21 protein-coding genes are annotated in these 23,747 nt (G+C 73.2%); 8 read left to right on the plus strand and 13 right to left on the minus strand.

Features of this window, described 5'->3' with window-relative positions; genetic code table 11:
• Positions 1 to 26 precede the first annotated feature (26 nt).
• On the plus strand, positions 27 to 2,369 hold the full coding sequence (locus IEZ05_RS07680; RefSeq protein WP_189229252.1) for a SpoIIE family protein phosphatase: 2,343 nt from the start codon (positions 27 to 29) through the stop codon (positions 2,367 to 2,369).
• A gap of 25 nt (positions 2,370 to 2,394) precedes the next feature.
• Here the strand turns inward: IEZ05_RS07680 and IEZ05_RS07685 are convergent, their stop codons facing one another.
• Both IEZ05_RS07685 and IEZ05_RS07690 read right to left on the minus strand, forming a co-directional pair.
• Positions 2,395 to 3,015 carry a DNA polymerase ligase N-terminal domain-containing protein gene (locus IEZ05_RS07685; protein ID WP_189229253.1) on the minus strand — a complete coding sequence of 207 codons (621 nt, stop codon included), beginning with the start codon at positions 3,013 to 3,015 and terminating at the stop codon, positions 2,395 to 2,397.
• A gap of 55 nt (positions 3,016 to 3,070) precedes the next feature.
• Positions 3,071 to 3,901, minus strand: coding sequence for an aldo/keto reductase (locus tag IEZ05_RS07690; RefSeq protein ID WP_189229254.1), 831 nt, complete (start codon positions 3,899 to 3,901; stop codon positions 3,071 to 3,073).
• A 107-nt stretch (positions 3,902 to 4,008) separates the two neighbouring features.
• Between IEZ05_RS07690 and IEZ05_RS07695 the strand changes: the two genes are divergently transcribed.
• On the plus strand, positions 4,009 to 5,073 hold the full coding sequence (locus IEZ05_RS07695) for a LacI family DNA-binding transcriptional regulator (RefSeq protein ID WP_189229255.1): 1,065 nt from the start codon (positions 4,009 to 4,011) through the stop codon (positions 5,071 to 5,073).
• Here IEZ05_RS07695 and IEZ05_RS07700 read toward each other — a convergent pair.
• The 4 genes from IEZ05_RS07700 to IEZ05_RS07715 are packed head-to-tail and all read right to left on the minus strand — an operon-like array spanning position 5,036 to position 9,672.
• Entirely contained in the window at positions 5,036 to 6,445 is a 1,410-nt protein-coding gene (locus tag IEZ05_RS07700; protein ID WP_189229256.1) for a glycoside hydrolase family 32 protein, read from the minus strand. The genes IEZ05_RS07695 and IEZ05_RS07700 overlap by 38 nt on opposite strands.
• A complete protein-coding gene (locus IEZ05_RS07705; protein ID WP_189229257.1) occupies positions 6,442 to 7,296 on the minus strand; it encodes a carbohydrate ABC transporter permease in 855 nt (284 codons plus the stop codon). Before IEZ05_RS07705 ends, IEZ05_RS07700 begins: the two co-directional genes overlap by 4 nt.
• Before the next feature lie 13 nt (positions 7,297 to 7,309).
• Entirely contained in the window at positions 7,310 to 8,266 is a 957-nt protein-coding gene (locus tag IEZ05_RS07710) for a carbohydrate ABC transporter permease (RefSeq protein ID WP_189229258.1), read from the minus strand.
• The gene (locus tag IEZ05_RS07715) at positions 8,263 to 9,672 is read right to left on the minus strand and encodes an extracellular solute-binding protein (RefSeq protein WP_189229259.1); all 1,410 of its coding nucleotides are present in this window, start codon (positions 9,670 to 9,672) and stop codon (positions 8,263 to 8,265) included. Before IEZ05_RS07715 ends, IEZ05_RS07710 begins: the two co-directional genes overlap by 4 nt.
• Before the next feature lie 177 nt (positions 9,673 to 9,849).
• On the opposite strand from IEZ05_RS07715, the gene IEZ05_RS07720 reads away from it, so the two are divergent.
• Positions 9,850 to 11,406 (plus strand): glycoside hydrolase family 32 protein, encoded by a 1,557-nt coding sequence (locus IEZ05_RS07720; protein ID WP_189229260.1) that lies wholly within the window; start codon positions 9,850 to 9,852, stop codon positions 11,404 to 11,406.
• A gap of 89 nt (positions 11,407 to 11,495) precedes the next feature.
• Positions 11,496 to 12,473: a TauD/TfdA dioxygenase family protein gene (locus IEZ05_RS07725; RefSeq protein ID WP_189229261.1), complete on the plus strand. Its 978-nt coding sequence runs from the start codon at positions 11,496 to 11,498 to the stop codon at positions 12,471 to 12,473.
• A gap of 13 nt (positions 12,474 to 12,486) precedes the next feature.
• Here the strand turns inward: IEZ05_RS07725 and IEZ05_RS07730 are convergent, their stop codons facing one another.
• From IEZ05_RS07730 to IEZ05_RS07740, 3 genes are all read right to left on the minus strand, one after another.
• Positions 12,487 to 13,989 (minus strand): metallophosphoesterase family protein, encoded by a 1,503-nt coding sequence (locus IEZ05_RS07730; RefSeq protein ID WP_189229262.1) that lies wholly within the window; start codon positions 13,987 to 13,989, stop codon positions 12,487 to 12,489.
• A 110-nt stretch (positions 13,990 to 14,099) separates the two neighbouring features.
• Entirely contained in the window at positions 14,100 to 14,855 is a 756-nt protein-coding gene (locus IEZ05_RS07735) for a dienelactone hydrolase family protein (protein WP_189229263.1), read from the minus strand.
• Positions 14,856 to 14,979: 124 nt separating this feature from the next.
• On the minus strand, positions 14,980 to 15,600 hold the full coding sequence (locus tag IEZ05_RS07740; RefSeq protein ID WP_171990798.1) for an L-threonylcarbamoyladenylate synthase: 621 nt from the start codon (positions 15,598 to 15,600) through the stop codon (positions 14,980 to 14,982).
• Positions 15,601 to 15,796: 196 nt separating this feature from the next.
• Between IEZ05_RS07740 and IEZ05_RS07745 the strand changes: the two genes are divergently transcribed.
• Positions 15,797 to 17,326 carry a helix-turn-helix domain-containing protein gene (locus IEZ05_RS07745; protein ID WP_189229794.1) on the plus strand — a complete coding sequence of 510 codons (1,530 nt, stop codon included), beginning with the start codon at positions 15,797 to 15,799 and terminating at the stop codon, positions 17,324 to 17,326.
• 170 nt (positions 17,327 to 17,496) lie between these two features.
• Here the strand turns inward: IEZ05_RS07745 and IEZ05_RS07750 are convergent, their stop codons facing one another.
• The 3 genes from IEZ05_RS07750 to IEZ05_RS07760 form a co-directional block, all read right to left on the minus strand.
• Positions 17,497 to 18,537, minus strand: coding sequence for an NAD(P)-dependent alcohol dehydrogenase (locus IEZ05_RS07750; protein ID WP_189229264.1), 1,041 nt, complete (start codon positions 18,535 to 18,537; stop codon positions 17,497 to 17,499).
• Between the two features lie 72 nt (positions 18,538 to 18,609).
• Entirely contained in the window at positions 18,610 to 19,389 is a 780-nt protein-coding gene (locus IEZ05_RS07755; protein WP_189229265.1) for an SDR family NAD(P)-dependent oxidoreductase, read from the minus strand.
• Between the two features lie 11 nt (positions 19,390 to 19,400).
• Positions 19,401 to 20,066 carry a TetR/AcrR family transcriptional regulator gene (locus tag IEZ05_RS07760; protein WP_189229266.1) on the minus strand — a complete coding sequence of 222 codons (666 nt, stop codon included), beginning with the start codon at positions 20,064 to 20,066 and terminating at the stop codon, positions 19,401 to 19,403.
• A 158-nt stretch (positions 20,067 to 20,224) separates the two neighbouring features.
• On the opposite strand from IEZ05_RS07760, the gene IEZ05_RS07765 reads away from it, so the two are divergent.
• Together IEZ05_RS07765 and IEZ05_RS07770 are read left to right on the plus strand one after the other, a co-directional pair.
• The gene (locus tag IEZ05_RS07765) at positions 20,225 to 20,461 is read left to right on the plus strand and encodes a hypothetical protein (protein WP_189229267.1); all 237 of its coding nucleotides are present in this window, start codon (positions 20,225 to 20,227) and stop codon (positions 20,459 to 20,461) included.
• Between the two features lie 273 nt (positions 20,462 to 20,734).
• Positions 20,735 to 22,393: a catalase gene (locus IEZ05_RS07770; protein ID WP_189229268.1), complete on the plus strand. Its 1,659-nt coding sequence runs from the start codon at positions 20,735 to 20,737 to the stop codon at positions 22,391 to 22,393.
• A 33-nt stretch (positions 22,394 to 22,426) separates the two neighbouring features.
• Here the strand turns inward: IEZ05_RS07770 and IEZ05_RS07775 are convergent, their stop codons facing one another.
• On the minus strand, positions 22,427 to 23,290 hold the full coding sequence (locus tag IEZ05_RS07775) for a fructosamine kinase family protein (RefSeq protein WP_189229269.1): 864 nt from the start codon (positions 23,288 to 23,290) through the stop codon (positions 22,427 to 22,429).
• Between the two features lie 92 nt (positions 23,291 to 23,382).
• On the opposite strand from IEZ05_RS07775, the gene IEZ05_RS07780 reads away from it, so the two are divergent.
• Positions 23,383 to 23,706 carry a hypothetical protein gene (locus IEZ05_RS07780; protein WP_189229270.1) on the plus strand — a complete coding sequence of 108 codons (324 nt, stop codon included), beginning with the start codon at positions 23,383 to 23,385 and terminating at the stop codon, positions 23,704 to 23,706.
• Positions 23,707 to 23,747 lie beyond the last annotated feature (41 nt).

The raw sequence follows: 23,747 nt of genomic DNA on the forward strand, positions 1-23,747 counted from the left end.
TTCGCATGGGGTCAATCCTGGACGCTATGGAGCATGCCTCCGCCGTGGCGACCCTGGACGCCCGCGGCACACTGACGGGGTGGAGCGAGGGCGCCCGGCGGCTGACCGGCTATCCGGCCGAGGAGGTCGTCGGGCGGCCCGCGCGGGACCTGCTCGCCCGGGAGGAGCCGCCCGGAGCCCTCTCGACGCTGTCGGGCACGGCCGTGCTCCGCCACCGCGACGGCTCGACCCTGACCCTGTCCCTGCGCGGCTGCCCCCTGCTGGGGGCGGCCGGCACACCGTACGGGTACGCGGTGACCGTCTCGCCGCCCGACGAGCGCACCCTTCTGCTGACCGGGGAGACCTTCCAGCAGGCGTCCCTGGCGATGTCCGTCCACGACATCCGGCAGCGCTATCTGCGGGTCAACGACACGGCGCAGCGGATGCTGGGTGCGCCGGAGGAAGCACTGATCGGCCGGCAGCTCCCGGAGGTCATGGAGGAGATCGACGCCAACGGGTCGGGATTCCTGCGGCACCTGCGGCAGGTCGTCGACACCGGCCGGTCCGCGCGCTACGAGACCCTCACGCCCGCCTCCTCCCGGCTCGGCGAGCACGCCTGGACCATCGAGATGTGGCCGCTGCGCGACGCGGCCGGTGACGTGGCCGCCGTGGCCGTGGCGGGGTTCGAGAGCACGGAGCAGCACCGGACCCGGCAGCGGCTGGCCCTGCTGAACGAGGCCGCGACCGCGATCGGCACCACCCTGGACGTGGTGCGCACCGCCGAGGAACTGATCGACATCCTCGTGCCGCGGTTCACCGACTTCGCCAGCGTCGACCTGCTCGACTGGGTCCTCGGCGCGGACGAACCGCTCGCGGTGCCGGCCGAGGACATCGTGCTGCGCCGAGTCGCCCACGAATCCGCCGCCCAGGGGCTTCCGAGGCCGTCCGTGCGTCTGGGCGACACCGACGTGTACCCGTCCTGCTCCGCGCCCGCGCGGGCGCTCCGGGAGGGCCGGCCGGTCCTCACGGGCCCGGGAGACCCGGACTTCGACGGGTGGATGCGGGTGCGCAACGAGCAGGTTCCCGCCAACCGGCCGTTCCGCGACCGCGTCAGCTCCACCCTGGCGATTCCGCTGCGGGCCCGCGGCACCACCATGGGCGTCGCGACGGCGATGCGCGTCACTCCCCGGGACGCGTTCGCCCCCGACGACATCGTCCTGGCCGAGGAACTGGCCAGCCGGGCCGCCGTCTGTATCGACAACGCCCGCCGCTTCGCCCGCGAGCGCTCCACCGCGCTCGCCCTCCAGCACAGCCTCCTGCCCAAGGGCCTGCCCGGCCAGTCCGCTGTCGAAGTGGCCCACCGCTATCTGCCCTCCGGCTCGGCGGCCGGCATCGGCGGCGACTGGTTCGACGTGATCCCGCTCTCCGGCAGCCGGGTCGCCCTGGTCGTCGGCGACGTCGTCGGCCACGGCATCCCGTCCTCCGCCACCATGGGCCGCCTGTGCACGGCCGTCCGCACCCTCGCCGACGTGGACCTGCCTCCCGACGAGCTCCTCACCCACCTCGACGACCTCGTCGCCCACCTCGCCGCGGACGGTGGCGCCGACGAGGTCGCCGAACTGGGCGCCACCTGCCTCTACGCCGTCTACGACCCCGTCACCAGCTGCCTCGCCCTCGCCTCCGCCGGCCACCCCGCGCCCGCCCTCGTGCTCCCCGACGGCACCACCCGCCTCCTCTCCGTCAGCGCCGGGCCACCGCTCGGTGTCGGCGGACTGCCCTTCGAGGCGACCGAGGTGATCCTGTCCGAGGGCTCCGTCGTCGCGCTGTACACCGACGGTCTCCTGGAGGACCCCGACCACGACATCGACCACGCCACCACGGAGCTGTGCCGCGCGCTGACCGCTCCCGCGAACTCGCTGGACGCCCTGTGCGACAGCGTGCTCAAGGCCGTGCTGCCGGCGGAACCCGGCGACGACGTGGCTCTACTGCTGGCCCGCACCCGGGCGCTGGGCACGGACCAGGTCGCCACGTGGGAGGTCACCCCGGACCCCGCGCACGTGGCAGGCGTCCGGCGGTCCGTCACCGAGCGGCTGGCGGCATGGGGGCTGGACGAGGCGGCGTTCGTCACCGAACTGGTCGTCAGCGAGCTCGTCACCAACGCGATCCGGTACGGCGAACCGCCCGTCCAGCTGCGCCTCATCCGCGACCGCACGCTGATCTGCGAGGTCTCCGACGCCAGCTCCACCTCGCCGCATCTGCGCCGGGCCCACGCCTTCGACGAGGGCGGCCGGGGGCTGCTGCTGGTCGCTCAGCTCACCCAGCGCTGGGGCAGCCGCCAGACCGGCGTCGGCAAGACCATCTGGGCCGAACAGCCACTGCCCCCGGAGTGAGACGCCCCGCCCCCTGTGCCTTCCCCTATGCCCCGCGCCCTTCCGCGGCGACCCTGGCGAGCGTCCGGCCGGTCCGTGCCGACCGCGCCCGCCGGGGATCGGGGGTGCCGTGCCCCCGGGCCCCGCCGCCGCCCGCTGTCTTCACGAGGAGCCACGCCTCCTGCTCGTCCCCGTCCTTCGCGCCGCGGAACCGGGTCAGCGCGTACTCGCCGCGCAGCTTGGCGCCGCGCAGCCGAAACCTGGCGTGCCCGCGCGCGAGCGACTCCCCGAAGTCGACCGGCCGCCCCTCGCGGTCGTGGCTCAGCGGTTCGTACGTGCCGCGGTCCCAGACGATGACCGTGCCGCCGCCGTACTCGCCCTCGGGGATCACGCCCTCGAACTCCTCGTACTCCAGCGGATGGTCCTCCGTGGGCACGGCGAGCCGTTTGTCGCTCGGGTCCGCCGACGGCCCCTTCGGCACCGACCAGGACTTCAGCACGTCGGCCACCTGCAACCGGAAGTCGAAGTGCAGGGTGCTCGCGTCGTGGATCTGCACCACGAAGCGGGGCCGGCCGCCCTCGGCGGGCGCCCGGCGGCCCGCGGGCTCCGACGTCCGGCCGAAACGGCGCTTGCCGCGGTACTCCCGCAGCCCGTTCTCCTCGCCCACCTGCGGCTCCTTCCCGGCCTCGCGAACCGACCGATGCCGGGTACGGGTACCCGCGTCAGAACTCCTCGTGCACCTCAGGGTCCCCGCCGATCCGCCGGTGGGAACGGTCGGCGACGGCTTCCATCTGGGCGTCGTCCAGGGTGAAGCCGAACACGTCGAGGTTCGCGCGCTGCCGCCCGGGATCCGACGACTTCGGGATCGGCACCGCGCCGAGCTGAGTGTGCCAGCGCAGCACCGCCTGGGCCGGCGTCACCCCGTGCGCCTCGGCGACGGCGGCGACGGCCGGGTCGTCGAGCAGGTCGCTGCCCCGGCCCAGCGGGCTCCAGCTCTCGGTGCGGACGCCCTTGCGCTCGTGCAAGGCACGCAGTTCGTCCTGCGGGAAGAGCGGGTGCAGCTCGATCTGGTTCACGGACGGCAGGACCCCCGTCTCCTTCTCCAGCCGCTCGATGTGCTCCGCCGTGAAGTTGGAGACGCCGATCGAGCGCACGAGACCGTCGTCGCGCAGCTTGATCATGGCCTTCCAGGAGCCCACGTACCGGTCCACGCGGGGCAGCGGCCAGTGGATCAGGTACAGGTCGACGTACTCCAGGCCGAGCCGGGCGCGGGACTCCTCGAACGAGGCGAGCGTCTCCTCGTAGCCGTGGTGCCGGCCGGGCAGTTTGGTCGTCACCACGATCTCCTCGCGGGGGACGTCGCTGCCGACCACGCCCCGGCCGACGCCGGTCTCGTTGCGGTAGTTCGTCGCCGTGTCGATCAGGCGGTAGCCCGTCTCCAGGGCGTCGCGGACCGCCCGCTCGGCCTCGTCGTTCTTCATCGGCCAGGTGCCCAGACCCAGGGCGGGGAGCGTGGTGCCGTCGTTGAGCGTGTGCGTCGGGATACTGATCACTGCCGGACCTTCCCTTGACTGTTACGACCGTGTGCCGCCCGTCCAGCGTCACGGATAGGGTGGGCAATGATCAACCGGACGGGGCGGGACGAGGGCGGCCGACGGGCATGGACAGCGCCGAGCAGAAGCGCACGACGGGGACGGGTCGTCCCACGTCACGGGATGTCGCCCGGATCGCCGGGGTGTCGCACACCGCGGTCTCCTTCGTGTTCAACGGCCGGGCCGAGGGCAATCTCTCGCCCGCCACCCAGGAGCGCATCCGGCAGGCCGCCGCCCAGCTCGGCTACCGGCCCGACCCCCTCGCCCGGGGCCTGCGCCGCCGCCGCACGGCCGTGATCGGCATGGTCACCGACCAGATCGCCTCCTCGCCGTTCGCGGGCCGGCTGCTGCGCGGCGCCATGGAGACCGCCTGGGACAGCGGTCATCTGGTCGTGACGGTCGACTCGGGCGGCGACCCGGCCAAGGAGGACGCGGCCGTCGCCGAGCTCCTCGACCGGCGCGTGGACGGCATCGTCTACGCGGCCATGTCCCTGCGCCGCGTCCGCGTCCCCGAGGGCCTGCACCGCACCCACGCCGTGCTGGCCAACTGCCTGCCCGAGGACGGCTCCCTGCCCGCCGTCGTCCCCGCCGAACGCGCCGGGGGCCGTACGGCGGCCCGGCTGCTCCTGGACGCGGGGCACCGCCGGCTGGCCGTGATCGGCGGTCTGGACGACATCGCCTCCGTCGAACGGCTGCGCGGCTTCCGGGACGCCCTGCGGGTGGAGGGCGTCACCGTCCCCAAGGAGTGGGTCGTCCGTACGGGCGGCGAGATCTCCGGCGGCCACGAGGGCGCCCTGCGGCTGCTCGACTCCGTTCCGGCCGACCGGCGGCCCACGGCGGTCTTCTGCTACAACGACCGGGTCGCGGCGGGCGTCCTGCACGCCGCGACCCGGCTCGGTATCGACGTCCCCGGCGAGCTGTCCGTGGTCGGCTACGACGACCAGGAACACATGGCCGCCTTCCTCTCCCCGCCCCTCACCACGGTCGCGCTGCCGCACCGGGAGATGGGCGAGGCCGCCGCGCGGCTGCTCCTGGAGGCCATCGACACCGGACGGACCCCGCCGGCCACCGTCCGGCGCGTCGCCGGACCGATGGTCAGCCGCGCGTCGGTGGGCCCTGCGCCCACCCGGTGACCTCGGCGCCGGCTCCCGTGACGACCAGTTCCCGTACGTCGTCGGGCCCGCGGTAGACACGTTCGGTGACCATGGCCCGGTCGTCGGCGAACAGCTCGTACAGCGAACCGTCGACGAGGATCCGCACGGTCAGCTCCGCCCCCGGCGGCACTCGCACCACGACCGGCGCCGTGCCCTCGGCCCCCGTTCGCGGCCAGTCGCCCCGGTCCAGGGTCACCGTGCCCTCGGCCGGGTCGACCCGCACCGTCAGCTCCGCGCCCGACGCGGACCGCAGCAGGCTCACCGTGGTGCCCTCGCGGGCGGTGACCGTCAGGTCGTAGGCCTCCGGGAGCGCGGTCCGGGCCAGGGTGGTGACGAACGGGTCGGCGGCGCGCAGCAGGTCCAGTTCCGGGGCCGGGGCGACCCGCAGCGACCCGTCCCCGGGGTCGACGTCGACGACCCGGGGCGCGGTGAGGACGCCCGCCCACCCGGCGCGCTCGGCCGAGTCCCGGTCGCGGGCCTCCCAGGACCAGCCCCACATCAGCGTCCGGCCGGTCTCCTGGAGGACGGCGGGCGCGTAGAAGTCGCGACCGTGGTCGAGGCGCCCGGCGTGCCGCGCCGCGAGGCACAGCCCCCCATCGCCGTCCGGCTCCAGACGGCCCGTCAGGTACCCGGTGGAGTGCGGGTCGCCGTCCCACAGCGACACGACCAGCACCTGTTCCCCGGTGCGGGCCGTGAACAGCTGGGGGCACTCCCAGCCGACCGCCCCGTCGCCGAACGCCTCGGCGGCGAGGGGGTCGTGACCGTCGAGCAGGACGCCGGCGAACCGCCAGTCGGTCAGGTCGTCGCAGTCGTACAGCAGGACCGAGGGCGTGCCGTCGGCGTGCCCGGCGCCGACCAGTGCGTGGCGCCGGCCGCCGTGCCGGAACACGAACGGGTCGCGGAACATCACCACGTCGAGACCGGCTGGTGGCCCGCCGACCACGGGCTCGGGCACCGGCCGCCACGCGGTCAGCGAGGCGTCCCGCGGATCGGCCGCCCGGGCCAGGCAGATCGTGCCGAGCCCGGTGTGCTCACGGTCGATGCCGGTGTACACCGCCGTCGGCACTCCGCCGTCGTCGACGACGCAGCCGGACCAGCAGCCCGCCTCGTCCGGGCCGCCCGGCGTCGGGGTGAGCGCCAGGGGGTGGTGCTCCCAGTGGGCGAGGTCGGCACTGGAGGCGTGGCCCCAGTGGACGTTCGCGTGCACCGGGGCGCCGGGGTTGTGCTGGTAGAACAGGTGGTACCGGCCCCGCCAGCGGAACGGCCCGTTGGGGTCGTTGATCCAGTTGGCGGGCGGGCGGACCCGGAAGCGCGGGGCGTGCGGGTCCTGCGGGGGAGCGACGAGGCTCAACGGTTGACTCCTGCGGAGGTGATGCCCTCGCGAAGGGGGCGCTGGCCGACGAGGAACACGGCGACTGCGGGGATCATGGACAGCACGACACCGGCGAGGACCACCGAGACCGACCCGGTGCCGAGGTTGCCCTGGAGGGACACCAGGCCCAGCGGCAAGGTGTAGTTCTGGCTGGAGGTCTCGAGGATCAGCGGCCGGAAGAACTCGTTCCAGTGGTAGTTGAAGGCCAGGACGCCGACGATCGCGAGGCCGGGTGCGGCCAGCGGGGCGTACACCGACCGGAAGGTCCGCCAGGGGCCCGCGCCGTCCAGCATCGCCGCCTCGCCCAGGTCCTTGGGCATGCCCAGGAAGTACTGGCGCATCAGGAAGGTGCCGAAGGCGGTCGGGAACGCCGGGACGATCAGCCCGAGCAGGGTGTCGGTCAGGCTCATGGACTTCAGCACCAGGAACACCGGCACGACGGTGACCTGCAACGGCACCATCATGGTCGCCAGCACCAGGCCGAACAGCGGCTTCTTGAACCGGAACTCCAGGCGCGCGAAGGCGTATCCCGCCAGGCCCGCCGTTACCATCTGGCCGGCCGCGATCAGCGCGGTCACCAGGGTCGAGTTGAGGGCGAGCAGCCACACGTCGAGCTGGTCGAACACACCGCGGTACGCCTCGGCCGACGGGTCGGCCGGGATCAGTCGCGGCGGCAGGTCGAACGCCTCGGCGGGCGTGCGCAGCGAGGTGGAGACCGTCCACAGCACGGGACCGAGGGTCAGCAGGGCGCACACGGCCAGTGAGGCGATCCGCGCCCAGGGCGCGAGGCCGTGGCGCGCACGCAGGAGGGCCGTCGTTGCTTGACTCATGGGGCTCACCGGCTCACTGGTAGTGGACGAAACGCCGGCTGAGCCGGAACTGAAGGGCGGTGACCGCCATGACCAGCACGAACAGCAGCACGCCCACCGCGGACGCCTCGCCGAACCGGAGCTGCTCGAACGCGGTCTCGTAGATCACCATCACGACGGTGCGGGTGGAGTCGCCGGGCCCGCCGGCGGTCAGGACGTACGGCTGCTCGAAGACCTGCAGCGCGTTGATGATGCCGACCACCGACGCGACGAGCAGCGTGGGGGACAGCAGCGGCAGGGTGACGGCGAGGTGCTTGCGCAGGCCGGTCGCGCCGTCCAGGGAGGCGGCCTCGTGGATCTCCTTGGGGATGTTGTTCAGGCCGCCGACGAACAGCAGGAACGAGAAACCGAACTGCTGCCAGACGTAGACGAGGACCACCGTCGCCATCGCCGCGTTCTCGGAGGTCAGCCACGGCACCGGCGCGATCCCGACCAGCCCGAGCAGCCAGTTGACCACCCCGAAGTCCTGGTTGAAGAGGTACTTCATCACCACCGAGATGGACGCGGCGGACAGCACCAGCGGGAAGAAGAACGCCGAGCGGAACACCGACCTCAGCCACACCGGCATCCGCCCGTTCACCGCGAGCGCCAGGACCAGCGCGATCAGCAGTTGCAGCGCGACGGCGAACACCATGAACACGAGCGTGTTGCGGAAGGAGACCAGCACCGTCGCGTCGCCGAACACCTCGCGGTAGTTGGCCGCTCCGGCGAAGGACGGAGACTCGATCACGTCCCAGTGGAAGAGGCTGAGCACGACCGAACCGGCGATCGGCACGACCGTGAAGACCACGATGCCGACGATCGTCGGCGCCAGGAACAGCGCGGCCAGCAGCCGGGTGCCGCGGGAACGGGCCGTGCGGCGCGGCACCGTCGGGGCAGGCGCCGCGGGCCGGGGCCGGGGCCGTACGGCCGGTGTCCGAGTGTTCGTCATACGTCACGCTCCATGGCCTTCTCCAGGTCGCCCTGCATCCTGCGCAGCGCCGGACGGACCGCGCCCGGGGACGCCAGGGCGGCGCCGGTGTGCTTGAGCAGCACCTGCTCGACCTCGGCGACCTGCGGCGGCGCGGGGATCGGCCCGGTGTCGGGGAACCGGTCGAGGGTGTCGTAGAAGACCCGCCAGTTGGCCGGGCCGGTCTCCCGGTAGCGGGTGCCGGTGAGCATCGAGCGGCGCGCCGGGGTGGTCTGGTTGCCCCGGAACAGCCGGGTCAGGGTGTCCCGGCGGGCGGCGTACTTGATGAACTCCCAGGCCGCGTCCTGCTTCCTGGAGGTGCGCAGCAGCGCGTAGCCGGCCGCGCCGAACTGGTGGCGGTGGGTGCGCCAGCGGGGGAAGTACTGCACGTCGTAGCCGGCCGGGTCCGTGCCCGCCAGGTGCAGGCCGCCCGACCAGAAGCCGCCCGCGGGGGTGACGCCGACCCGTCCGGTGGAGAACACGCCCACCAGGTTGCTGCCGTTGCCGCCCTCCGGACGGGTGCACAGGCCGTCCTGGATGAGCGAGGCGAGATAGTCGTACACCTCCGTCACGCGGTCGTCGGTGGCCTGCGGGGTGGTCCAGCGGTACCCGCCGCCGCGCCCGCGCCGCTGTGCGGCCGGGTAGAAGGCGTCCCACAGCCAGGAACCGCCGGGCGCCCTGGACTCGTCGAGCAGGTTGGTGCCGTTCGCGAACAGCCACGGGACCACGCCGCCCCACAGCCGGTTGGTCCAGAAGTACGGCGTGAAGTGGGAGTCGCTCGACCGCTTCATCCGGCGCAGCAGCGCGGTGAAGTCGTCCCGGCTCCAGTCGGCCGGCGGGAGGTCCGCGTCCGCCCGCTCCAGGACCTGCCGGTTGAGGTAGACGTCGGCCGCGTTGAACTCCACCGGCAGCTGGTAGAGGCTGCCCTCGTACATCATCGACTCCACCAGCGAGGGGTGGACGTCGGCGAAGTACTCGCGCAGTTCGTGCGCGTCCCGCTTCACCCAGCGGTCCAGCGGCACTCCGAGGCGCCGCGCGAACAGCTGCACGCCCTCGGTGGCGACGTAGACCAGGTCGGGAGCGGTGCCCGCCGCGATCTGGGTGAGGATCTTCGCGAAGAAATCCGACCAGTCGACGGCCTGGACGGCGTTCACCCGCAGCGGGATGTCGGGGTGGAGTTTCCGGAAGCCCTCGCGCAGGGCGCGTACGGCCGCCGGGTCGAAGGCGGAGCCGGGGGTGGCGACGACCAGGGAGCCGTCGTCGCGGCCGGGGATGTCGGCTCCGGTGAGCCGGTCCCAGCTCGCGGCGGTGCCGGCCAGGGCGGCGGCTCCCGTGCCGTAGGCGCCGTAGCGCAACAGCGCCCGGCGAGTGAGGTGCGAGGTGGTCATCGAATGGGCCTAACCCGTGTTAGTCGAGGTGCGATGCCCAGATGATGAGAAGCGTGGAGCGGGCCTGTCAAGAGGCGCGTTCGCTTGACCTTTAACGAGTTAGGTCTACAGTCCTGGTTCCACGTGAGCCTGTTTCCGAGCCGCTCTCGCACCACCGACGAGAGGAACGACGCAGTGATGCGTGGAATGTCCAGGAGAGCTCTGTTCGCCGGGTCGGCCGCCGGCGCGGCGGCCGTGGTGCTGCCCGCGCCCCCGGCCGCCGCCGGGCCCCGGCTGAAGCCCGCCGCCGGCTGCGGCCGCTACCGCGCCGCCTACCACTTCACCGTCCCCGACCAGTGGAAGAACGACCCGCAGCGCCCGGTCTGGATCGACGGCGAGTACCGCTACTTCTACCTGTACAACCCCGACTACTTCGCCGGCGGCACCATGGCGGGCACCGCCTGGCGTCTGGCCACCAGCACCGACCTGGTCTCCTTCACGGACCGCGGGATCGCGGTGCCGAAGGACACCACGCCGAACGGTGACGTGTGGTCCGGCTCGGCGGTGGTGGACACCCACGGCACGGCGGGCTTCGGCGCGGGCGCGGTCGTCGTCCTGGCCACGATGTCGCCCGACGACGGCCCCACCTCGCAGGCCCAGTACCTGTACCACTCCACCGACGGCGGGCGCACCTTCACCCCCCACGGCACCGATCCCGTGCTGCCCAATCCGGGCGTGCGCGACTTCCGCGACCCCAAGGTGATCCGCGACGAGGAACGCGGCCGGTGGGTGATGGCGCTCGCCGAGGGCACCAAGGTGGGCTTCTACCACTCCGCCGACCTGAAGCGCTGGACCTACGCGGGGGGCTTCACCGAGGAGGGCCTCGGCGTCCTGGAGTGCCCCGACCTGTTCCGCATCACCGCCGACGACGGTACGGCGAGATGGGTGCTCGGGGTGAGCGCCAACGGCAAGGCCGCGGGGCTGCCCCACACCTACGCCTACTGGACCGGCTCCTTCGACGGCAGCGCGTTCACCGCCGACGCCGACGCCCCGCAGTGGCTCGACCACGGCTTCGACTGGTACGGCGCCGTCACCTTCGAGAAGCGGGACGCGCACGGCACGATCGACGCGGGCGGGCGCTACGCCATCGGCTGGCTGAACAACTGGGACTACGCGAACACCACGCCCACGATCGACACCGACGGCTTCAACGGCACCGACTCCATCGTCCGCGAGATACGCCTGAAGCGTGACCCGGCCGGCACGTACTACCTCGCCTCGCGGCCGGTGACCGCGCTCGACGCCCACGTCTCGCGGACCGTACGGCTGGGCGACCTCACCGTCGACGGCACCCGCGTGCTGGAGTACACGGGCACCGCCTACGAGCTGACCTGCGACATCACCTGGGACCGGCTGACCGGCGCCGGCGTGCAGCTGCGCCGCTCCGGGGACGGCGGCCGCCACATCGACGCCGGCGTCTGGGCGGACTACGCCTTCCTCAACCGCCGGGGCGCGGTGAACCCCGACGCCTCCGGACGGTGGCAGGAGAGCCGCACCCCGTTCGACCCGTCCGCCCGCACCGTACGGCTGCGCGTCCTGGTGGACCACACGTCCGTGGAGATGTTCGTGGACGACGGACGGTACACGCACTCGACGGCGGCCTTCCCGTACCTGATCGACCGCGGGCTCGCCCTGTTCACGGCCGACGGCGAGGCGGTGTTCCGGAACACGGTGATACGGGAGTTCACCGTCTGAGGGCCCACCGGGGCCCTGTCGCCACGTCGGGCGAAGACTGCCACGATCTCTGCTGGAGCCGCATCGGACGACCGACCAACGGAGCGCGCATGACGACGGACAGGGCCACGGCGGAACACGCGGCGACGCGGGCCGCGGGCATCGAGGTGAAACCGGTCGCCGGGCACATCGGCGCCGAGATCGGCGGCGTCGACCTGGCCGCCGGTCTCGACGAGGCGCAGGTCGCCGCGATCCGCGCGGCGGTGCTGCGCTGGAAGGTGGTGTTCTTCCGCGACCAGCGCCTCGACCACGCCGGACACGTGGCGTTCGCGCGCCGCTTCGGGGAACCGGTCGTCCTGCCCCGGCGCGGAAAGGCGTCGCCCGCGGACCACCCGGAGATCGAGACGACCGCCGACCGGCTGGAGCTGGGCGGGCGGTTCGGCATGGAGCACGACGAGTGGCTGCGCCGCCGGCGCCACACGCTGCTGCGCGGCTGGCACTGCGACCACGGCGCCCGTGTCGATCCGCCCGCCGCCACCGTCCTGCGCGCCGAGACCGTCCCGCCGTACGGCGGCGACACCACCTGGTCCAACCTGGCCGCCGCCTACGCCGGGCTGTCCGCCCCGGTACGCGCGTTCGTCGACGGCCTGCGGGCCGAACACCGCCTCGGGGTGGGCTACCAGCCCCGGCCGGGCGACGACGCCTACGTCCGGCACCTGCTGGACCACCAGACCGCGACGGTGCACCCGCTGGTCCGCGTCCACCCGGAGACGGGGGAGCGGGTGCTGTTCGTCAACGGCTACTACGTCGAGCAGATCGCCGGGCTCTCCCGCCCCGAGAGCGCGGCGGTCCTGGAGATGCTGCTGGAACAGGCGACCCGGCCCGAGTACACGGTCCGCTTCCGCTGGGAGCCCGGCAGCGTCGCCTTCTGGGACAACCGGGCCACCATCCATCTCGCCCCCGCCGACCACGCCCACCTCGACCACCCGAGGACCATGCACCGGGTGATGCTCGCCGGTGAGGTGCCCGTCGGCGTGGACGGCACCGCGTCGACGCCGCTCACCGGCAGCGAGCCGGGACGCTGGTGACCGGCGCGCCCGGTCACACGAGCGGGATGGTCACCTCGTCCTCGACCGGCGGATCCACCTCCTGCGTCCGGTTGCCGGTGGCGGCGTAGCAGCGCAGCCGGACCGCGTCCGGGGAGACGTCCAGACGCAGGAAGCACTTGAAGAAGGGCGGGCTGTACGTCGCCGAACCCGGCGAGAACACCTGCGTGTAGATCTTGCGCACGGGCAGCCGGAACCGCTTGCGGCGATCGGGGCGGCTCCCGGTGCCCAGCAGCCCGGCGACCAGCCGCGTGCGCCGGGTGACCCGCGCGGTGGGGCCCGGGGCGCGGGCCGGGCGGATGCCGAGGCGTTCGGTGATCACGGCCGTCGCCTCGGCCTCCGTCAGCGTGAAGAAGCGCCGCAACCGCAGCCGGCGCCCGTACAGCCCGCTGTAGAAGGCGAGGGAGTCGCCGCGCAGCGGATAGCAGCGGAAGTCGTCCTCGGTGACACCGGCCACCGAGACGCGGGGGATGGTGTGGGTGGCGTGCATGAACGCACCGCCGCCGCCCGCGACCACGTACTGGATCGTGCGGCCGTCCACGTCGACCGGATACCGCTGGTAGTTGTGGATGTCGCCGCCGATCGCCGCGACATAGCGGTGGGCCGGGTCGCGGACGACGTCGTCGACGGTGCCGCCGCCCTCGATGGCGCACGGACGGTGCTCGCCGTCCACGTACAGGGGCGAACCGGTGACCAGGATCTTCGGGCGCGGCCCCCGGGACACCTCGCGCAGCCAGGCGCCCTGTTCGGCGTCGAGGGTGCCCAGCAGTCCCGTGTCGATGCCGACGATCCGCACCGGGCCGGCGTCGATCGCCCAGTACGGTCCGGGCTGGACGGCCTGCTGGGCGGGCGCGGAGCGCATATTGCGGGCCTCGTCCAGGTGCCGGCCGTCGTCCGGGCGGGGACGGTGCCACAGCCGGGAGCGCAACCAGGCCCGGGTGAGGGGACGCGGGGCGGGTTCGGGCGGCAGGGGCGGGGCGTCGTCGCAGAAGACCCGCATGAAGCCGCCGAGGTCCTCGTACCAGTCGTGGTTGCCGGGTATCGCGTAGATCGGCGCCGGGTAGTCCCGGTACGGGCGGAAGAATTTCGTGCCGTAGTCGTCGGCGCTGCCCACCGGGTAGATCACGTCGCTGGCGAGCACCGCGAACCGGGTGTCCCGTCCCTCCTTCAGGAGCCCGGGCACGACCGCGTACTGAGGATCGTCGCCCTCCCCGGTGTCGCCGATGACCAGGAACGAGAAACGATCCGGGTCGTCGCGCCGGACGACCTTGTCGGCCGGCGCCCCGGCCGCCGCCCGCTGGGCGACCCAGCGGGCGCGGGTACGGCCCGTGGGGTCGCCGAACAGGGAGGCCAGCACGCCGTTGCGGGCGGCCCACAACATCTTCGGGCTCAGCCAGGACAGCTGCTCGGTCCGGGCCGGCATGAGGGCCCGGTAGGCGCCGTGTTCAGCGGCGCCCCAGCCGGCGCCTTCGGCGGTATCACGTGAGGAGTCAGACACCGGGGAACGGTAACAACCGGCCGGACGAGGCGAGGAGCGGGGGAGCGGCGGCAACTTCCCACCACTCCCGGGGGATTGACGCGCAGGAGGGTCCTCCTGGCCGGCGAGGGTCAGAGGGTCCGCTTCAGCAGGCCGAGCAGCTCGCCCCAGTGCCGCTCGGTCGCCTCCGGGTCGTACGCGGCGGTGTCGGCCTGCGTGTAGCCGTGGTGCGCCCCTGCGTAGACCTCGCAGCGGTGGCGGACGCCCGCTCCGGTCAGGGCGGCCTCCAGGCGCTCCTGCTGCTCGGGAGGCATGCCCGGGTCCCGGTCGGCGTGCCCGAAGTACAGCTCTGCGGTGACGTCCCCGGCCACCAGGTGCGGGCTCTGCGGCCCCTCGGTCGCCAGGTTCCCGCCGTGGAAGCCGGCCGCGGCGGCAACCCGGTCCGGGTACGTGCCCGCGGTGCGCAGGGCGAGCGCGGCGCCCATGCAGTAGCCGGTCACGCCCACCGGGCCGTCGGCGACCGAGGGGCAGTCCGCGAGCCACCGCAGATAGGCGCCCGCGTCCCGCATCGCCCGGTCCGGCGTGAGCGACTTCATGATCGGGCCGAGGTGCTGGAAGATCTCCGGGCGCGCGCCCGGGTCGATGAACTCGGGGAGCTCGACGACCGGCGCCCGCCCGTGCCGGTAGAACACGTTCGGCACCAGCACGGTGTATCCCTCGCCGGCCAGCCGGTCGGCCATCGCCCTCAGCTGCGGGCGCAGCCCGAAGGCGTCCATGTACAACAGGACCGCGGGACGGGCGTTCCCGTCACCGGGGTGCGCGAGGTAGGCGTCGGCGGTTCCGTCGTCGGTGGGGATGTCGACGGCGTTGCCCTCTACGGCGGTCATGGCGGGGCTGCCCTCTCGGTCGGATCTCGGCGTCCGGTCCGCCGGGCGGCCGGCGGATCACGGCCATCGTGGCACGCCGGCCCACGGGGTGCGGTGCGCGCCCCCGGGGCCGGCGGCCGGCCCGCTACTCGAACCGCGTGGTGTCGCCGGCGCCCCGTCGCACGATCTCCGCCTCCCCGCCGGAGAAGTCGACGACCGTGGTCGGTTCGGTGCCGCACTCCCCGGAGTCGATCACCGCGTCCACCACGTGGTCGAGGCGGTCCTTGATCTCCCAGCCCTGCGTCATCGGCTCCTCCTCGTCGGGCAGCAGGAGCGTGCTGGACAGCAGCGGTTCACCGAGCTCGGCCAGCAGCGCCTGGGTGACGACGTGGTCGGGGATGCGCACGCCGACGGTCTTCTTCTTCGGATGCTGGAGCATGCGCGGCACCTCCCTCGTCGCGGGCAGGATGAACGTGTAACTGCCCGGGGTGGACGCCTTGATCGCCCGGAACACGTCGTTGTCGATCTGCACGAACTGACCCAGCTGCGCGAAGTCCTGGCACACCAGGGTGAAGTGGTGCCGGTTGTCCAGGTGCCGGATCGAGCGGATGCGGTCGGTCCCGTCGCGGCTGCCCAGCCGGCAGCCCAGCGCGTAACAGGAGTCCGTGGGATACGCGATCAGCGCGCCCGCGCGGACGCTGTCGGCGACCTGGGCGATGCTGCGCGGCTGGGGGTTCTCGGGGTGCACGTCGAAGTACTTCGCCATTCACCGAGCTTATGCCGCCCGCGCACCCCGACCGAGCACACCCGGTCGACGCCACGACGCCACGACGCCACGACGCCACGACGCCGCGCAGGCCGCGCGGGCCGGGCCGCCGCCCGCGTGCTCCGCGCCGTGGACGAGCATGCGGTAACGTCCCCGGCCTGGACCGGAAGTGAGGCGAGGCGAGGAGAAGGCCGACGTGGCGGGCCGCGAGGACGGGACACGGCAGCGGAACGCGAGGACCGGCGGGCACGCGGGGTGGGCGGAGGAACTGCTCGGCCATCTGCGGCCGGCCGGACGCGACGTGAGCAGGGTCGTGACCTGGCTCGCCGGAGCCGTGGACGCGGCCGTGACGCTCCAGGACGGCACCGGCCGCCTCCTGGCCGGGACCCCTGCTCCGCTGGACCAGTACCTGGTCGCGGACATCACCACCGGCCGGATCGCCTCCGCCGCCCTCGAGGACCGGGGTCGCCACCTGCGCCTGGTCCGGGTGGAGCGGGCCCACCCGGCACCGGCCGCCGTCCTCGCGGTGGCGCGCGACCTCCCGTTCGACCGGCGGGCCGCCGACATCGTCACGCACACCGCCCAGGTGCTGGAACTCCTGCTGGCGGAACACGAGTCCACCGCCGCCGGACAGCGGCTGCGGCGGGCGACCTCCGACCTGCGCCTGGCCATCCTGCAACTGCTGATGGTCGAGGACACCGTCTCCGCGCGCCGCGTGGCCGCCGGACTCTGGCCCGGCCTCCTCGACACCGACACGGCGTGCGTCTACGTGGTGGAGAGCGTTCCCGAGGAACGCGACCGCCTCGCCGAGGAGTGCCTGTCGGCGACGGGAGAACGGGCCCTGGTGGTGCGCTGCCCGGCCATGGACGGGCACGTCATCGTCCTGACGCCCCGCGACGCGATCGGCGAGGCGCTGCGCGCGCTCGTCGGCCGCACCCCTGGCGTCTTCCTCGGCGGCAGCGCCCGGCAGAGCCTCGCCCGCACCGCCGTCGCGTACGGGCAGGCCGTGAGCGCCCTGGCCGTCGCCCGCTTCCGTCCCGGGAAGGCCGCCGTGTACGCCGAGCGGACCCGCCCCGAGCGCCTGATGGACCCGGCCGCGCTGGGGGACTGGACGGCCCGCGTGCTGCGCCCGCTCGACGGTCTGCCGCACCACACCCGTGCCGAACTGCTCGCCACCACCCGGCTCGGCCTGGAGTTCACCGCCGTCAACACGGCCAAGGTCCTCGGCGTCAGCCGCAACACGGTCCGCGCCCGCATGGACCGCGTCGAGGGCCTGCTGCGCACCGACTTCACCGACCTGACCGTCCGCGCCGCCGTCCACCTCGCCCTGAACGCCCAGGCCGCCCTCGCGGCGGGCCCCGACCAGAACGCGGCCGCCCCGGGCCGGGCCTGCCTCACCGACCTGCTGGCCGGACCCGCGCTGCGCACCTGGGCCGGTGACCTGCTCGGCCGGCTGGAGCCGGACGCGCGGAACGTGCGCCGCACACTGCGCACCTGGATCGCCGTCGGCGGCAACGCCGAGCGGGCTGCCCGCAGGCTCGGCGTCCACGCCCAGACCGTGCGGGAGCACGTCCGCAGCGCGGAACCCGTCCTGGAGCGTCAGCTGCTCGCCGCCGGCAGCGACCTGTACGAGGTGGTACTGGCCCACCTGGCCCTGGGAGACCTCGACCAGCCGAACCTGCACGGGACGAAACCGGGCCATCCGGACTCACCCGTGCACAGGTGAGTCCGGATGGCCCGGCAGTGGGCACCGAGACGATTCACAACCGGCCGACTGTCCACATACATTCGACGGGCCGCGGGGGCACGACCGGAACGGGGGACCGGTCGCGCCCCCTTGCTGCGTTCGCCCGGGGCCCGCAGCGGCCGGGAGACCCGGCGGACGGGCGGGTCCGGTCAGCCGTGCGGGAGGATCACCGCGCGTCCCTCGACCTGACCCTTGTGGAGCCGCTCGTAGGCGAGCGGGGCGTCGTCCAGGGAGTACGTCTCGGTGTGCACCGACACGGCACCCGACCGGGCCAGGTCCAGCACCTCGATCAGCTCGCCGCGGCTGCCCCAGTAGGGGGCGCTGACCGACACCTCGAAGGGCAGCAGGCCGAAGCCGACGGGAAGCGACCCGCCGCCGATGCCGACCAGGGTGACATCGCCCTCGACGGCCGCGACGGCGCCGGCGGTCTGCACGGTCGGCGCCACCCCGACGAAGTCGAACACGGCCTCGGCACCAAGACCGCCGGTGATCTCGCGCACCGCGTCCGCCGCCTTCGCGTCGGACAGCACCGCCTCGTGCGCGCCCACCTCACGGGCGAGGCGCAGCTTGTCCTCGCTGACGTCCAGGGCGACGACCCGGGCGGACGTCAGGGCGCGCAGCAGCTGGATGGCGACGTGGCCGAGGCCGCCGGTGCCGATGACCACCGCCGTCGAGCCGGGGACCAGCTTGGGCAGCGACCGCTTGATCGCGTGGTACGGCGTCAGCCCGGCGTCCGTCAGCGGCACCGCCGCGACCGGGTCGAGCCCGTCCAGCGGGACCAGGTGCCGCGGGTCGTCGATGAGCAGGTACTCGGCCATCGAGCCGGGCCGGCCGAGGCCCGGCGGGCGGATGCCCAGCTCTTCGGCGCGCAGGCAGTAGTTCTCCTTGCCCTCCGCGCACTTGGCGCAGGTGCCGCAGCCCCAGGGGCCGTACACGGCGACCGCGTCGCCCTCCGCGAGGCCCGTCACCCCGGCGCCCAGCGCGGCGACCGTGCCGACGCCCTCGTGGCCGAGGGTGAGGGGAAGCTCGTACGGGAATCCCTCGGCGGGCCAGCTCATCACCGCGATGTCGGAGTGGCACACCCCGGCGGCGGTGACCTTCAGCAGCACCTGGCCGGGGCCGGGCTCGGGGTCGGGGACGGTGACCACCTCGGGCGGGGCCCCGATGGTGCGGTACTGCAGTGCCTTCATGGTCGAACTCCTTTGTTCTGTCCCCCGTTGTTTTGTTCTGTCCCCCGTGCTGACCCTGTGCGCGACGCGGGATCAGACGGCGGTGTAGGCGCCGTCCACCAGGTGGTAGCTGCCGGCGACGAAGGACGCCCGGTCCGAGAGCAGGAAGGCGATCAGCTCGGCGACCTCCTCGGAGCGCCCGAGGCGGCCGGCCGGGTGCAGGGCGACCAGGCCGTTGTAGGCGGCCTCGTCCATGGACTTCAGCAGCGGGGTGTCGATGAAGCCGGGGCCGACCGCGTTGACGCGGATGCCCTGGGCGGCGTACTCCGCGGCGGCGGCCTTGGTCAGCCCGACCACACCGTGCTTGGCGGCGACGTAGGCGGGGGAGCCGGCGAAGGCGACGGAGCCGAGGATGGAGGCGACGTTGACGATGGCGCCGCCCTTGCCGGCGGCCTGCATGGCGGGCAGTTCGTAGCGCATCGAGTAGAAGACGCCGTCGAGGTTGGTGCGCACGACGCGCTGGTAGGCCTCGATGTCGTACTCGCCGGTCGGGGCGCTCGGGCCGCCGATGCCGGCGTTGTTCACGGCGAGGTCCAGGCCGCCGAAGGTGTCGACGGCGAAGCGGACGGCGGCTTCCACGGACTCCGGGCGGGTCACGTCCAGCTCGACGGCGGCGGCGCGGATGCCCTCCGCCGTCAGGTCGGCGGCGGCCTTCGCGGCGCCCTCGGCGTTGTAGTCGGCGATGACGACGTTCGCCCCGCCGGCGCCCAGGCGGCGGGCGGTGGCCAGGCCGATGCCGGACGCGGCGCCGGTGACGAGGGCGGTGCGGCCGGTGAACTCGGGGGCGGCGGGGGTGGTGCCGGTGGTGCTCATGATGCCTGCTCTCACTCTTCGGTGGTGCTGTCGGGGACCGCGGCCGCGGCCTCCGAGGTCAGGGCGTCGTAGGCCCGCTCCACGAGGGCGGCGAGGTCTGCGGCTCCCGGGTCCTCCTCGGCACCGCGCGCCCACAGGCGCAGGGCGGCGACGAGGACTCCGGCGGCGGCGTCGACGATCGCGGCCGGGCGCACGTCCCGGGCGTCGTCGGTGCCGAGCCGGTCGGCGACGATCCGGATCGACTCCTCCTGGGCGTCGACGCGGATGCGCTGGTAGGCGGCGAACAGATCGGGCTCGCTGTCCACCAGGGACAGCAGCCGGCGCATCCGGGGACGCACGTGCCAGGCCGGGTCCTCCCGGTCGGCCAGCCAGTCGCGCACCGCCCTGCGATAGGCGAGCAGGGGCGGCTCGTCGGCCGGACGGAGGCGCAGCAGTGCGTTGATGCGGTCACCGTCGCGGCGGACGAAGTCGAGTGCGGCGTCCTCCTTGCCGGCGAAGTGCCGGCTGAACGTGCGGCGGGTGACGTCCGCCCGCTCGGCGATGGCCTCCACCGTGGTCCCCGCCGGCCCCTGTTCCAGGATCAGGTCGCAGGCGGCGGTGGCCAGTGCGTAGCGGGTCTGCCGCGCCTTGCGCTGCCGCCGGTCCTCGGGGGCGGTGGGGGGCTTCGCTGCCGTCATGTCTCCGAGCGTACACCTGGAAATGTCCCAATGGGACATGTGACCCGGTGGGACATCACTGTGCCCGTGGTGCCGGCCCCGGCGACGTCGTGTGCCCCGGCGCGGCCCGGGTACCCGGCCCCGGACCCCGGAACGAACCCCTCGAAGAGGAGGCCCGCATGACCAGCGGTACGGAGACCGGCGGCGTGACCGGCACGCAGGACAAGGACTACAACCTCATCTGGTACGTCGAGTCGTGCCTGAACAACGCGCTGCGCCTGGAGACGTACATCCAGGACGCCGAGCGCAACAAGGACACCGAGGTCGCGGAGCTGTTCCGCAAGGCGCAGGCGGACAGCCGCAAGGGAGCCGAACTGGGCAAGGCGCTGCTGCGCGCCCGCCTGAACGGCGGCTGACGACGGACCCGCCACCTCCCGGGCCCGGACACCACCACGACACGGTGACCGGGCCTTCGGCATGCCGCGGCCCACCCGGCACCCGCGCGCCGCGGACCCGGGCCTCGCCCTGTCGCACCGGCCCGCACGACACCGTCACCGAAGCTGCGCAAACTGGGGTGTGACGGACACCCCGCGCCCGGGTACCCGGGCCGCCCATGTGCGCGGCCGACGGCCGCCTCGCAGCTCAGGGCCGCGTCCCACGGCGGCCACGAGTCGAAGGAGCCCACGATAATGACGGACGTATCGAGCCAGGGACCCGGCCCGGGCGACGACCGGAAGGTGCTCACCAACCGACAGGGACACCCCGTCCACGACAACCAGAACCAGCGCACGGTCGGTGCCCGCGGCCCCGCCACGCTGGAGAACTACCAGTTCCTGGAGAAGATCAGCCACTTCGACCGGGAGCGCATCCCCGAGCGCGTGGTGCACGCCCGCGGCGTGACCGCGTACGGGTACTTCGAGGCCTACGGCGCCTGGGGCGACGAGCCCATCGACCGCTTCACCCGGGCCAAGCTGTTCCAGGAGCGGGGCAAGCGCACCGACGTGGCCGTCCGGTTCTCCACCGTCATCGGCGGCCGCGACTCCGCGGAGACGGCCCGCGACCCGCGCGGCTTCGCGGTGAAGTTCTACACCGAGGACGGCAACTGGGACCTCGTCGGCAACAACCTGGGCGTCTTCTTCATCCGGGACGCGATCAAGTTCCCGGACGTCATCCACGCCCTCAAGCCGGACCCCGTGACGTTCGAACAGCAGCCGCGGCGCATCTTCGACTTCATGTCGCAGACACCCGAGTCGATGCACATGCTGGTCAACCTGTTCAGCCCGCGCGGCATCCCGTCGGACTACCGCCACATGCAGGGCTTCGGCGTCAACACCTACAAGTGGGTCAACGCCGAGGGCCACACCGTCCTGGTCAAGTACCACTGGATCCCCAAGGCGGGCGTCCGCAGCATGACCGAGGAGGACGCGGCCAACGTCCAGGCGCAGTCCCTCGGCCACGCCACCAAGGACCTCTACGACGCGGTCACGCGCGGGGACTACCCCGAGTGGGAGCTCCAGGTCCAGATGATGGACGACAACGACCACCCGGAGCTCGACTTCGACCCGCTGGACGACACCAAGGTCTGGCCCGAGCAGGAATTCCCGCCCAAGCCCGTCGGCCGGATGGTGCTCGACCGGATGCCGGAGAACTACTTCGCCGAGAACGAGCAGATCTCCTTCGGCACGGGTGTCCTCGTCGACGGCCTGGACTTCTCCGACGACAAGATGCTCGTCGGCCGCACCTTCTCGTACAGCGACACCCAGCGCTACCGGGTCGGCCCCAACTACCTCCAGCTGCCCGTCAACCAGGCCAAGAACGCACAGGTGCGCACCAACCAGCGCGACGGCCAGATGACGTACCACGTGGACGGCGGCGGTGAGAACCCGATCGTCAACTACGAGCCGTCGATCACCGGCGGCCTGCGCGAGGCCCAGTACCCCACCCACGACGATCAGGGGCCGGAGATCCGCGGCCGGCTCACCCGCAAGCGCATCCCGCGCACCAACGACTACCTCCAGGCCGGGCAGCGCTATCTGCTCATGGAGCAGTGGGAGCGCGACGATCTGGTGGCGAACTTCATCGACCTGCTCTCCCAGTGCGACCGGCCGGTCCAGGAGCGCATGGTGTGGCACTTCCTGCTGGTCGAGAACGACCTCGGCCTGCGGGTCGGCGAGGGCATCGGCATCAGCCCGCAGGACGTCAGGCACCTGGAGCCGCTGGCGAGTCAGGACCTCACCGACGAGGACCGCGAGCGCCTGGCCAACCTCGGCAAGAACCCGCCGCGGGACGTGGAGGGCCTGACGATGACCCACTGCGTCCCAGACGAACGGCACGTCGTGACCCGCTGACGACGACCGTCACCGCACGGGCCGCCCTGCCGCTCACCCGGCCAGGGCGGCCCGTGCCGCGGCCGCGGCCTGCTCGGCGTAGCCGCGGCCGAACAGCACGGCGTGCACCAGCAGCGGGAACAGCTGGTGCACGCCGACGCGGCCCGCCCAGCCGTCGGCGAGCGGCGCCGCCTCGTCGTACCCCGTGAGGATCCGGTCCAGGTGCGGGCAGCCGAAGAGGCGCAGCATCGCCAGGTCGGTCTCCCTGTGCCCGCCGTGCGCCGCCGGATCGATCAGCCGGACGTGCCCGTCGGCGCCCCACAGCACGTTGCCGTTCCACAGGTCGCCGTGCAGGCGCGCGGGCGGCTCCGCGGGTCCCGCCAGCTCGGGCAGCCGCTCGCATACCCGCTCCACGTCGGCCGCCTCGGCGGCCCGCACGGTGCCCGCGTCGACCGCGCGGCGCAGATACGGCAGCACCCGGTGCTCGGCGTACCACCCCGGCCAGGCGTCCCCCTCGACGTTGCGCATCGGGGCGAGCCCGATGTACGCCTTCACGGACCCGCCGGGCGGCGGAGACCCGAACGCGGGCGCCCCGGCGGCGTGCAGGGCCGCCAGCTCCCGGCCGAACCCGGCCGCCGCCTCCTCGCTCGCCGGTCCCTGCACGACCCGGTCGGTGACCAGCCAGTACGCGTCGTCGCCGTGCACCGCCGGGATCCGGACGGCGCCCGCGCCGGCCAGCCAGCGCAGCCCCGCGGCCTCGGCCCGCGCCGCCCCGGCGCCCTCCCCGCGCTTGACCATCACCGTGCGTCCGTCGTCGAGGTCCACTTCGGCGAGCGTCCCGGACAGCCGGCGCTCACCGGTGACCGTCCGGCCGGTGAGCCGGGCGGCGGCGGCCGACGGCGAGAGTGCGCGAGACATGGCGGTCAGACTACGGCCGGGACACCGCCGACCCGGTGAAAAACGCTCACGGCGCCGAGGGAACACCCCGGGGGCGGGGGAGCAGTGGGACTATGACCAGTTCAGCGTTCCACCGCACCATCGTCCTGCCGGCCCCCGTGTGCGAACAGGCCGCACAGCATCTCGAGCACGCGGTCCAGAAGGCCATCGACGGCGCCGCGACCCCCTGGCGCGCGTTCCGCGGTGCCGACGGCGACGACTTCGCGTTCTCCGTCCCGGTGGTCGAGCAGGCCGCCGGCTGTCTGCTGGTGCTGGCCGCCGAGAGCGCCCAGAGCCTGCGCCCCTCCGCTCTGCGCGCCCTGATCACCGTGGCCCTGCACCTGCGGGACGCCGCCGAGGCCGTACGGCGTCCCACCCTCACCGGCGGGGCGTGGTGAACGCGGGGTGATCCGGCGAACGCGGGCGTGATCCGCCGGGT

This window comes from Streptomyces flaveolus (assembly GCF_014648815.1).
GTDB lineage: Bacteria > Actinomycetota > Actinomycetes > Streptomycetales > Streptomycetaceae > Streptomyces > Streptomyces flaveolus.

What these genes read in the sequence shown, in the direction of transcription:
- IEZ05_RS07680 (WP_189229252.1), top strand. Translation starts at nt 27, where the DNA reads ATGGAGCATGCCTCCGCCGTGGCGACCCTGGACGCCCGCGGCACACTG.
- IEZ05_RS07695 (WP_189229255.1), top strand. Translation starts at nt 4,009, where the DNA reads ATGGACAGCGCCGAGCAGAAGCGCACGACGGGGACGGGTCGTCCCACG.
- IEZ05_RS07705 (WP_189229257.1), bottom strand. Translation starts at nt 7,296, where the DNA reads ATGAGTCAAGCAACGACGGCCCTCCTGCGTGCGCGCCACGGCCTCGCG.
- IEZ05_RS07710 (WP_189229258.1), bottom strand. Translation starts at nt 8,266, where the DNA reads ATGACGAACACTCGGACACCGGCCGTACGGCCCCGGCCCCGGCCCGCG.
- IEZ05_RS07715 (WP_189229259.1), bottom strand. Translation starts at nt 9,672, where the DNA reads ATGACCACCTCGCACCTCACTCGCCGGGCGCTGTTGCGCTACGGCGCC.
- IEZ05_RS07720 (WP_189229260.1), top strand. Translation starts at nt 9,850, where the DNA reads ATGCGTGGAATGTCCAGGAGAGCTCTGTTCGCCGGGTCGGCCGCCGGC.
- IEZ05_RS07725 (WP_189229261.1), top strand. Translation starts at nt 11,496, where the DNA reads ATGACGACGGACAGGGCCACGGCGGAACACGCGGCGACGCGGGCCGCG.
- IEZ05_RS07735 (WP_189229263.1), bottom strand. Translation starts at nt 14,855, where the DNA reads ATGACCGCCGTAGAGGGCAACGCCGTCGACATCCCCACCGACGACGGA.
- IEZ05_RS07740 (WP_171990798.1), bottom strand. Translation starts at nt 15,600, where the DNA reads ATGGCGAAGTACTTCGACGTGCACCCCGAGAACCCCCAGCCGCGCAGC.
- IEZ05_RS07750 (WP_189229264.1), bottom strand. Translation starts at nt 18,537, where the DNA reads ATGAAGGCACTGCAGTACCGCACCATCGGGGCCCCGCCCGAGGTGGTC.
- IEZ05_RS07755 (WP_189229265.1), bottom strand. Translation starts at nt 19,389, where the DNA reads ATGAGCACCACCGGCACCACCCCCGCCGCCCCCGAGTTCACCGGCCGC.
- IEZ05_RS07760 (WP_189229266.1), bottom strand. Translation starts at nt 20,066, where the DNA reads ATGACGGCAGCGAAGCCCCCCACCGCCCCCGAGGACCGGCGGCAGCGC.
- IEZ05_RS07765 (WP_189229267.1), top strand. Translation starts at nt 20,225, where the DNA reads ATGACCAGCGGTACGGAGACCGGCGGCGTGACCGGCACGCAGGACAAG.
- IEZ05_RS07770 (WP_189229268.1), top strand. Translation starts at nt 20,735, where the DNA reads ATGACGGACGTATCGAGCCAGGGACCCGGCCCGGGCGACGACCGGAAG.
- IEZ05_RS07775 (WP_189229269.1), bottom strand. Translation starts at nt 23,290, where the DNA reads ATGTCTCGCGCACTCTCGCCGTCGGCCGCCGCCGCCCGGCTCACCGGC.
- IEZ05_RS07780 (WP_189229270.1), top strand. Translation starts at nt 23,383, where the DNA reads ATGACCAGTTCAGCGTTCCACCGCACCATCGTCCTGCCGGCCCCCGTG.